At 65.7% G+C, this 10,724-nt stretch carries 6 protein-coding genes; all 6 read right to left on the bottom strand.

The window, feature by feature from the left end:
* Positions 1–7 precede the first annotated feature (7 nt).
* The 6 genes from DY468_RS03955 to DY468_RS03930 all read right to left on the bottom strand — a co-directional run bounded on the left by DY468_RS03955 (position 8) and on the right by DY468_RS03930 (position 10,723).
* On the bottom strand, positions 8–3,187 hold the full coding sequence (locus DY468_RS03955) for an efflux RND transporter permease subunit (protein WP_164602586.1): 3,180 nt from the start codon (positions 3,185–3,187) through the stop codon (positions 8–10).
* 30 nt (positions 3,188–3,217) lie between these two features.
* The gene (ihpB, locus tag DY468_RS03950; protein ID WP_164602584.1) at positions 3,218–4,213 is read right to left on the bottom strand and encodes a divalent metal ion exporter adaptor subunit IhpB; all 996 of its coding nucleotides are present in this window, start codon (positions 4,211–4,213) and stop codon (positions 3,218–3,220) included.
* Positions 4,210–5,481, bottom strand: coding sequence for a divalent metal ion exporter subunit IhpA (ihpA, locus tag DY468_RS03945; RefSeq protein WP_164602582.1), 1,272 nt, complete (start codon positions 5,479–5,481; stop codon positions 4,210–4,212). Before ihpA ends, ihpB begins: the two co-directional genes overlap by 4 nt.
* Positions 5,482–5,535: 54 nt before the next feature.
* Positions 5,536–5,895, bottom strand: coding sequence for a hypothetical protein (locus DY468_RS03940; RefSeq protein WP_164602580.1), 360 nt, complete (start codon positions 5,893–5,895; stop codon positions 5,536–5,538).
* A 122-nt stretch (positions 5,896–6,017) separates the two neighbouring features.
* A complete protein-coding gene (locus DY468_RS03935; protein ID WP_164602578.1) occupies positions 6,018–7,502 on the bottom strand; it encodes an efflux transporter outer membrane subunit in 1,485 nt (494 codons plus the stop codon).
* On the bottom strand, positions 7,502–10,723 hold the full coding sequence (locus DY468_RS03930) for an efflux RND transporter permease subunit (RefSeq protein ID WP_164602576.1): 3,222 nt from the start codon (positions 10,721–10,723) through the stop codon (positions 7,502–7,504). The genes DY468_RS03935 and DY468_RS03930 overlap by 1 nt, the downstream gene beginning before the upstream one ends.
* Position 10,724 lies beyond the last annotated feature (1 nt).

The following is a 10,724-nucleotide window of genomic DNA, read 5'->3' as shown; positions in this document are numbered from 1 at the left end:
CGGTCACTCATCGCACAGCCTCATCGCTCGGCTCACGGCGGAACAGGATGTAGAGCGCCGGCAACACCAGCAGCGTCAGGATGGTCGACGACACGATGCCGCCGATCACCACGGTGGCGAGCGGGCGCTGGACTTCGGCGCCGGCGCCGGTCGCCAGCGCCATCGGCACGAAGCCGAGCGAGGCGACCAGCGCGGTCATCAGCACCGGACGCAGCCGCGTCAGCGCGCCCTCGCGCACCGCTTCGACCATCCGCCGCCCCTCGGCGCGCAACCGCCCGATGAAGGTGATGATCACTAGGCCGTTGAGCACTGCGACGCCGGACAGCGCGATGAAGCCGATGCCGGCACTGATCGACAGCGGGATGTCGCGCAGCAGCAGCGCGAAGATGCCGCCGGTCAGGGCCAGCGGCACGCCGCTGAACACCAACAGCGCATCGGCCGCCGACCCCAGACTAATGAACAGCAGCAGGACGATCAGCAGCAGCGCGATCGGCACCACGATGGTCAGGCGCTGCGTCGCGGAGACGAGCTGTTCGAACTGCCCGCCCCAGCCGATCCAGTAGCCCGCAGGCAGCTTCACCTTGTTGCCGATCAGTTGTTGCGCCTCGGCGACGAACGAACCGAGGTCGCGGCCACGCACGTTGGCAGAGACCACAATGCGGCGCTTGCCGTCTTCGCGGCTGATCTGGTTCGGCCCCGGCGCCACCACGATCTCGGCAAGCTCTGACAGCGGCGCGTAACGCATCTGCTGCAGAGGCGACGAGCCGAACGAGGCCGGTGTGGCCTTCGCCTGCCCCTCGGTCGGCGGCAACGGGATCGGCAGCGATTTGATCGCTTCGATATCTGTGCGGATCTGATCCGGCAGCCGAACCACGAGATCGAAGCGGCGGTCGCCTTCGAACACCAGCCCGGCCGATTTGCCGCCCACAGCGATCTCGACGAGGTTCTGTACCTCGGCCACGCTGATGCCGAACCGCGCCAGCGCTTTGCGGTCGAGCTTCACCGTGAGCACCGGCAGCCCCGCCACCTGCTCGCTCTTGACGTCGGCAGCCCCCTTGATGGTCTGCAGCACCGCCTGCACCTGACCGGCGAGCTGCGTCAGAACATCAAGGTCGTCGCCGAAGATCTTGACGCCGACGTCGCTGCGCACGCCGGAAATCAGTTCGTTGAAACGCAGTTGAATCGGCTGCGACAGCTCGTACAGGCTTCCCGCTACCTGTTCGGCCGCCCGCTCGATCTGCTCGACGACTTCGGCCTTTGGCTTTTTCGGATCCGGCCACTGCGCGCGCGGCTTCAGCATGACGTAGCCGTCCGAAATCGACGGCGGCATCGGGTCGGTCGCGACCTCGGCGGTGCCGGTGCGGGCGAACACATCCTTCACCTCCGGAATCGCCAGAATACGCTTCTCCAGCGCGATCTGCATGTCGAGCGACTGCGTCAGGCTGGTCCCGGGAATCCGCATCGCCTGGATCGCGGCATCGCCCTCGTCGAGGCTGGGGATGAACTCACCGCCCATCCGCGTCGCGGCGTAGCCACTCACCAGCACAAGCACGACCGCCCCCAAGACGACGGTCCAGCGGAGCCGGATCGCAAGATCGAGCAGCGGCAGATACGCCCGATGCGCCAGCCGCATGAACCAGTTCTCCTTCTCCGAGACCTTGCCGGTGACCAACAGCGCGACCGCGGCGGGCACGAAGGTCATCGACAGCAGGCTGGCGCCGAGCAACGCTATCAACACGGTCAGCGCCATCGGCGTGAACATCTTGCCTTCGACGCCCGTCAGCGTCAGCACCGGCAGATACACCACCGCGATGATCAGCGTGCCGAACAGGCTCGGCTTGATCACCTCGCGCGAGCCGGCGATGATGGTGTGGAACCGCTCCTGGCGGGTCAGCAGCCTGCCTTGCCGCTGCTGCTCGTGGGCCAGCAGCCGCAGGCAGTTCTCGACGATGATCACCGCGCCGTCGATGATGATGCCGAAGTCGATTGCGCCGAGACTCATCAGATTGGCGCTGACCTTGTTCTCGAACATCCCGGTGATGGTGAACAGCATCGCCAGCGGGATCACCAGCGCTGTGGCAAACGCCGCTTTGAAGTTGCCGAGGATCAGGAACAGGATCGCGATCACCAGCAGCGCACCCTCGACGAGGTTCTTCTCCACCGTCGCGATGGTTGCGTCGATCAGATGGGTGCGGTCGTACACCGCACGCAGCGACATGCCGTCCGGCAGCGACTTCTCGATCTGCTCGAGCTTGGCGGCGACCCGCTGCGCCACGGTGCGACCGTTCTCGCCGATCAGCAGCATCGCGGTGCCCAGCACGACCTCCTGGCCGTTCAGCGTCGCGGCACCGGTGCGCAGATCGGTGCCCTCCTTCACCTCCGCGACATCCATGATCCGAACCGGCAGGCCGCTGCGCGATCCGATCACGATCTGCCGGATCTCCTCGACGTCGCTGACCTGCCCCGGCGTGCGCACGAGATATTGCTCGCCGTTCTTCTCGATGTAGCCGGCGCCGACATTGGCGTTGTTGCTGGCAAGCGACGTCATCACGTCGCGAAAGCCGAGGCGGTAGGCCATCAGCTTCACCGGATCGGGTAGGACGTGGAACTGCTTGGCGAAGCCACCGATGGTATTGACTTCATTGACGCCGGGGACGTTGCGCAATTGCGGCTTGATGATCCAATCCTGCGCGGTGCGCAGATCGCTCGGCGTAAACGGCTTGCCGTCGGCGCGCGTCGCGCCCTGTTTCGCCTCGACCGTGTACATGTAGATTTCGCCGAGACCGGTGGAGACCGGCCCCATCGCGGTGTCGATTCCGGTCGGCAGCACGTCCTTCGCGCGCTGAATGCGCTCGTTGACGAGCTGCCGGGCGAAATAGATGTCGGTGCCGTCCTTGAAGACGACCGTCACCTGGCTGAGCCCGTAGCGTGACAGCGACCGCGTGTTGACGAGGTTCGGCAGCCCGCCCATCGCGGTTTCGATCGGGAACGTGATCCGCTGCTCGACTTCGAGCGGCGAATAGCCGGGTGCGTTGGTGTTGATCTGAACCTGGACGTTGGTGATGTCCGGCACCGCGTCGATCGGCAGCCGCGTGAAATTCCAGGCGCCGAACGCGCCCATCATCAGCACGCCGATCATCACCAGCCAGCGCTGGCGGACGGAGAAGGCGAGCACCTTGTCGATCATGCGCGGCCTCCGGCGATCAGCAGTCTCATATCAATGTTCATGCGATGCCGATCCCTTGCCGAGCTCCGCCTTGACGACGAAGCTGTTGGCCGCCGCATAGCGCTCGCCGGCCTTCAGGCCGGAAATGATCTCGACATTCTCGGCATCCCGTGCGCCGAGCTGCACGTCACGCACCTCGAAGTCGTCACCACTGCGGACGAACACCACGTTGCGGTTCTCGACGGTCTGGATCGCCGAGGCGCGGATCGCCAACGCGACCGGCTTGGCCGAGAGGATCAACCGCGCCGACACGAACAAGCCGGTGCGCAGTCGCAAGCCGTCGTTGGCCACCACGGCGCGAGCGAGCGCGCTCTGGGTGTCGCTGCTGCCGACCGGCGAGATGTAGGACAGGCTCGCTTCGATCGGCTTGCCGCCATCGGCGACGTCGATCAGCACCTTGTCGCCGATCCGCACTCGCGGCAGGTCGCGGCGATACACCGAGAAGTCGACCCACACGGTGGAGACGTCGGCGACGATGAACGCCGGCTTCTGCTCGGAGGCGTATTCGCCGAGCGAAATCTGACGATCGATCACGGTGCCGGAGATCGGCGCGCGCATCTCGTACACGCTGAGGCTCTGATTGCTCTCGATCCTGGCGAGCAGCTCGCCCTTCTCGACAGCGTCGCCGATCCGCTTCTTGATCTCGCGCACCACGCCGGGAAACCGCGGCGTGACCTGAACCAGCGTCTCCTGATTGGGTTGCAAGATGCCGTTGAGCACCAACGACTCGTGCAACGTCTCGGCCTGGGCAGTTCGGATCTCGATGCCCGACGCCGCCACCTTGGCGTCGCTCATCTCGACCTTGCCCTCTTCGTCATGGCCGTCGTGATCGTGCCCCTTCTCGCCCCCGGCGTGGGCATGCCCCTCGGTTTTCGTCGAGACGTGTTGCGCCGGCTCGCGCGATCCGATCGGCGCGTAAGTGGAAACGGCGGCGCCGAGCGCAAACATGGCGGCGGCACCACAGATCAACATCAACGGCTTCATCATCGCGCGCCTCCCCGCGCCAATGCGAAAGGATTGCCAACCAGACCCTCGATGGTGGCGACGGCGACGTGGAAATTCTGCTGCGCCTCCTGCTCACGCAGCCGCGCCTGGGCGACGCTTGCCTGCGCATCGAGAACTTCGAGCAGCGAGTAGCGCCCCTGGCCGTAGCCCTCAGAGATCGCGGCGGCGGCGTCCCTGGCCTTCGGGATCGCGGTGTCGCGCAGGATCGCCAGCTCGCGCAGTGAGCCTTGCAGCGAGTCGTAGGCACGTCCCGCGATCACGATCAGTGTGTTGCGATTGGCCTGGCGCTCGGCCGCGATCTTCGCCAGGTTCTCCTGCGCCGACAGGATGTTGCCCTGGTTCTGATCGAACAGCGGGATCGGCACCGACACGGACAGGCGCACGGCGCTGTCGCCGGTCTCGTTGTAGCGGCGCAGCCCGGCCGACACGGTGACGTCCGGATACGGCTTGAGGCGAGCCAGCAGCAGCTCGGCGTTGCGCTGCGCATACACCGCCTTCCAGCGCACCAGCTGCGGATTGGCGTCGATCGCAGCGATCACCGACTGAAACGCCGGCGGTTTGCCGATCGCCTCGAGGCGGCCGGACACGGACGAAAATCGCGGCGAAGTGTCTCCCATCAGGATCGCCAGCTCGCGGCGCGCGGTGTGCAATGCCGATTTGGTGCGCTCGCGATCCGCCTTCACCAGCGCCGACGCGACCTCCGCCCGGCCGGTTTCAGCGACGGACGATGCGCCCGCCTCGACCCGGCGCTGCAGCAGCGGCGTGATCGCATCGATCGCGGCGATCTGCTCGTCGAGGATATGGATGCGCCGCTGCAGCCCGAGCACCGTGACGAAAGCAATCGCGGTCTCCGACAGCACTTCGAGCCGCACCGCCTGGCGACCAATGGAGGCTGCATCGAGCCCCGCCTGCCCGGCAGCGATGCGGGCGTCGCGCTTGCCCCACAGCTCGAACATCTGGCTGATCTGCAGCGTCGATTCCGCAGACCGGGTGCCGCGATAGGTGCCGGAGCCGAACGAATTGTCCTGTTCGTAGGAGATCTCCGGATTGATCAGCGCGCCGGATTGGATGCGTTGTCCCCGCGCGATACCGATGTCGCGCTCGGCGGCCGTAAGCCGCGGACTGGCGTTGAGGGCGCGCTGCAGCGCGCTGCCCATGGTCAGCGTTTGCGCACGCGCTTCCCCAACCAGCACACCGCCAGCGAGAACAGCCACCGCGCACGCGAGCCGCGTGGCGATCGAAAATTGCATGATGAAGACCTGACGGACGACGGATTCAGGGCGCGCGGCGCCCAGCGGTCATGTTCAGATCAGGGCTTTTGGTGGCGGAGGGTCGATGACGCGGAGAATGCTGCGGCGTTCGGCGTCTTCATGCCGCACAGGCGAGGACACGAGCTCGGCTGCAGTCGCGACGACGCTCGGGCTCGGCAGCGACACCGAGAAGCAGCCGTGGCAGTGGTGATCGGACGCAAGCACATTGTCCGAATGGTCACCGCCGTGCGACGGCAGCGTGACGATCGCGGTCGGGGAACCCGTGGTCACATCAAGATCGCACAGCCCGTGCACGGCGCCCGCGAGCAGATACATCACCAGCACGGCCATAGCGATGGCCTGGCGCGAAACGCGCGGCAGGCGATGCTGGAAGATGCGGGCAATCAGCGTCACGGCGGCTCTCTCGGGTCGAGGCAGCCGGATAGCACGCGGCTCGCATTCGTGTCGATCCGCAATAACATAACAAAATCGCGGCGGATCGATCTGTCGCAGCGCGGGAACCCGCTCTTTCGAGCCTACTGCAAAGCAGCCGTGACCGGCAGATCGTCGAGCACGCAGCTTCGCCAATCGGTTCCACATCCCGTCGGCCAGCTTCCACCGATCGCCATGAACAGCGCTGCCGCATCCGACAGGCGCGTCGCCTCGGCCTGAACATGCGCGATCGAAGCGTTGAGATAGGTCTGCTGCGCGTTCAGCACCACGACCTGATTGACCTGCCCGAGCGCAAGTTGCTTGCGAATGATGTCGAGGCTGGCCTTCGCCGCGGCCTCTGATTTGGCGGCAGCGCGCACCAGGGCGGCATCGTGCTGCAGGCTCTGCAGTGCGTCGGCGACGTTCTGCAGCGCCGAGATCACGGCCTGGCGATACTGCGCGTCGGCTTGCTCAAGCGCCGCCTCGGCGGAGCGCTGCTTGTGCAGCAAGGTCATGCCGTCGATGATCGGCTGGGTGGCGTTGGCGGCCAGCAGATAGAACCCGGTGCCAGGTGCGAACAGTTGCGCAAAGTTGGTGGCGCTGGCGCCAGCCGTGCTGGCGCCGACGCTGATATTCGGCAGGCGCGCCGCAACCGCAACGCCGACCTGCGCGCTCGCCGCGTGCAGATTGGCCTCCGCAGCCCGCACGTCCGGCCGCCGCCGCACCAACGTGCTCGGCACCAGCACCGGGATGTTGCGCGGCAGGCTGAGGCGCGCCAGCTCGAAACGTTCCGGAACCTGCGCAGCCGAATAATTGCCGGCCAGGGCGGTCAACAGATCGCGTTGAATCGCCAGTTGCTTCTCCAGCGGCGGCAAGGTCTGCTCGACCTGGGCAAGCGCCGCCTCTTGGGTGAGGACATCGACCTGCGCCGCCTGCCCTGCCTCGAACTGCGACTTCAGGATGCCGAGGATGTCGCGCTCGATCGCCACGATCTTCTTGGTGGCAGCGATCTGGCCGCGCAGCGAGGCCTCCCCGATCGCCGCGGTGACGACATTCGCGGTCAGTGTCAGATGCGTCGCCTCCAGCAGGAACTGCTGCTGCTCGGTGACGGCATCGAGGCTCTCCACCGCGCGCGCGTTGCCGCCCCAGATGTCGAACGTGTAGGCGATGTTGAGCTGGGCGGTGTGCAGCGACAGCCGCTGCTGGGGCGCATCGGAGGCTTCGTTGTTCGACGACAATTGCGTCGATGGACCATAGCTGGCGCTGACTTGCGGAAAGAACAGTCCGCGCTGCGCCAGCGCATTGAAGTGCGCCACCTTGATCGCAGCATCGGCCGCCTGCAGGGTCGGATTGCGCACCACCGTCGCGCGCACAAGCCGATCGAGCGGCTCGGAGCGGAACGCCGACCACCAGCGGGTCGGCACATCCTCGGCGGCCACGAAGGGCTGGGCTTTGCCTGGCGGCTTCGCCGGCAAGGCAGCCGCCGTGTAGCGATCGACCTCGGGGGACGGCGGCTGCACGAAATTCGGCCCGACCGCACAGCCGGCGAGACAGACGCACGTGCCCAGGGCGCCGAGCCAACGCAGCATTACGGCTCTCCCTGTGGTGCGGCCTGGGAAGTCGCGCTGGTCCGCCCCGCCTCCTCGCGAGCAAAAGCGAGCTTGCGCAGCGCCGGCGCCACCGCCAGCAGCAACAGCGGACCGATGAACATGCCGCCGACCACAACGGTCGCCAAGGGCCGCTGCACCTGGCTGCCGATGTCGTGCGACAGCGCCGCCGGGAACAGCCCGACGCCGGCCGACAGCGCCGTCATCAGCATCGGCCGCATCCGCTGCTCGGAGGCCTGCCGCACCGCATCGGCGACGCTCACGCCGCTGGCGCGCAGTTCGCGGAAGTAAGTGATGTTGAGGATGCCGTCCATCACCGCGACGCCGAGCAGCGAGATGAAGCCGATCGCGGCCGAGACGCTGAATTCCAGTCCCGACAGATACAGCGCGATAACGCCGCCGCCGGCCGCGAACGGAATGCCGAGCAGTGCAATCAGGCTGTCGCGCAGCGTATTGAACAGCGCATAGAGCAGCACGAACACCAGCAGCAGCGTGATCGGCACCACGATCATCAGCCGCGCTTTGGCATCCTGCAGATTGTCGAACTCGCCGGACCAGATCAGCCGATAGCCGGGCGGCAGCTGCACCGCGTCGTTGACCCGCTGCTGTGCCTCGGCGACGGTGCCGCCAAGGTCGCGGCCACGGACGCTGAACTTGATCGGAATGTAGCGCTGGCTCCTCTCGCGGTAGATGAAGGAGGCGCCGGTATCGAGCGAGATGGTGGCGACTTCGCTGAGCGGGATATAGGCGTTGACGCCGCTCGGCGTCGCGTAAGCGATCTTCAGCTCGCGCACCGCGTCGACGCTTTCGCGAAATTTCGGGTCGAGCCGCACCGCGACGCCGAACTGCCGATCGGCTTCGAGCACCGTGGTGGCGATGCTGCCGCCGACAGCCGCCTGGATCACCGAATTGACGTCGCCGGTGTTGAGGCCGTAGCGCGCAGCGCGTGCGCGATCGACCTTGATGTTGAGGTTGGGCTGGCCGAGCAGATGGAATACGCCGAGGTCGGCGACGCCGCGCACCTTGGCCATCTCCTGCACCACCTGCCCGGCGAGTTGCTCCAGCACCTGCAGGTTGGGGCCAACGATCTTGACCGAGTTGGCGCCCTTCACGCCGGACAGCGCTTCCTCGATGTTGTCCTGGATGTACTGCGAGAAATTGAAGGTGACGCCCGGCAGCTCGGCGTCGAACTCCTTCTGCAACTGCTCCGCCAGCATCTCCTTGGTCAGGCCGGCCGGCCATTCCGAGAACGGTTTGACCGGCGCGAACAGCTCGACATTGGAGAACGCCGACGCATCGCTGCCATTGTCCGGCCGGCCGTGCTGCGACACCACGGTGATGACTTCCGGATGCCGCAGCAGGATCTCGCGCATCTTTCGGACGTAACTGGTGCCGGCATCAAGCGACATCGTCGGCGGCATCGCCGCCCGGATCCAGAAATTGCCCTCCTCCAGCGCCGGCAAAAACTCACTGCCGAGACGGCTCGCCGCCAAACCGGCAACACAAAGGAAAACCAGGCCAACAACCGCCGCGACCTTGGTGCGGCCAAGCGACCAGCGCAGCACCGGCTCATAGGCGCGGCGCAGACCGCGCACGATCGCCGTCTCGTGTTCTTCGATCGCTTTCGGCAGCAGCAGCGACGCCAGCACCGGCGTGATCGTGAAGGTCGAAATCAGCGCACCCGCCAGCGCGTAGCCGTAGGTGCGTGCCATCGGCCCGAAGATCTGACCTTCGACGCCCTGCATGGTGAACAGCGGCACGAACGCCGTCACCGTGATTGCCGCGGTGAACAGCACCGCCTTGTCGACCTGCAGTGCGCTCAGGAAGATCAGCCGCAACCGATCGGTCCACACCTGCGGCTCGCCCATGCCGGCGCCGCTCTGCTGCAGTTGCGCCAGCATCCGCCGCTGCTGCTCGGCAGGCGATTGCAGATTGCGGAAGATGTTCTCCATCATGATCACGGCGGAATCGACGATGATGCCGAAATCGACCGCGCCGAGCGACAGCAGGTTGGCATCCTCGCCGCGCAGCACGAGAATGATGATCGAGAAGAACAGCGCGAACGGAATGCTGGCGCTGACGATCAGCGCGCTGCGCAGATCGCCGAGAAAGACCCATTGGATCAGGAACACCAACAGGCAACCGACGATCAGATTGTGCAGCACCGTCCGAGTGGTTACTGCGACGAGCGCGCCGCGATCGTAATACGGCACGATCTTGACGCCGGGCGGCAGGCTGCCGTCGCGATTGAGCTTGGCGACCTCCTCCTCGACCTTCGGCACGATATCGTTGGTGTGCTGTGTCCGCCCCATCACCACGATCGCGGCGGCGACGTCGTCGCTACCGTCGCGCCCCGCGATGCCGAGCCGCGGCACGTAGCCCACCGAGACCTTGGCGACATCCTTGATCTGGATCGGCAGCCCGCCCGATTGGGTCAGCACGACGTTCTCGATGTCCTGGACCTTGTAGCCATTGGCGATGGAATCATCGCCGCCGGAATCGACTAACCCAATGCCGCGGATGTTGACCGACTGCTGGCCGATGGTGATCTCGCGCGCACCGACATTCAGGTTGGCGTTGCCGAGGGCCGATACCATCTGCGGCACGGTGATGTTGTAGGCCTCCAGCTTCTGCAGATCGGCATCGACGTTGAACTGCTTGGTGGTCCCGCCCCAGGCGTTGATCTGCACCACCCCGGGCACCGTCATCAGCCGCCGCGCCACGATATAGTCCTGCACGGTGCGCAGATTGGTCAGCCCGTAGTTCGGCGGCCCGACCAATTGATAGCGAAAGATCTCGCCGACCAGGCTCGACTGCTGAATGGTCGGCACCAGGTTGTTCGGCAGCGAGATATTCTGCTGGATCGAATTCGCCGCCTGGGTCAGCGCGAAATAATAGTCGACACCGTAAGCGAAGGTGACCCGGACGAACGACAAGCCGTAGAACGAGGTGGAGCGAATGTTGACCACGCCGGGCGTCGGATATAGGCCGACCTCCATCGGGATGGTGTAGTACTTCTCCATCTCCTCGGCTGACAGCCCCGCGGCCTGGGCGGTGATCTCGAGGATCACCGGCGCGGGATTAGGATAGGCTTCGACATTGAGCCGAGTGAACGCCGCGATGCCGGCGCCGCAGAACACGATCAGCGCCAGGACGATGATGGCCTTGCGGGTCAGGCCGAACTCGATGATGCTTTTAAACACG

This window comes from Rhodopseudomonas sp. BR0M22 (assembly GCF_010907035.1).
Classification (GTDB): domain Bacteria; phylum Pseudomonadota; class Alphaproteobacteria; order Rhizobiales; family Xanthobacteraceae; genus Rhodopseudomonas.
The sequence above is the reverse complement of the archived record's forward strand: the minus strand, read 5'-3'. Positions and strand labels throughout refer to the sequence as shown.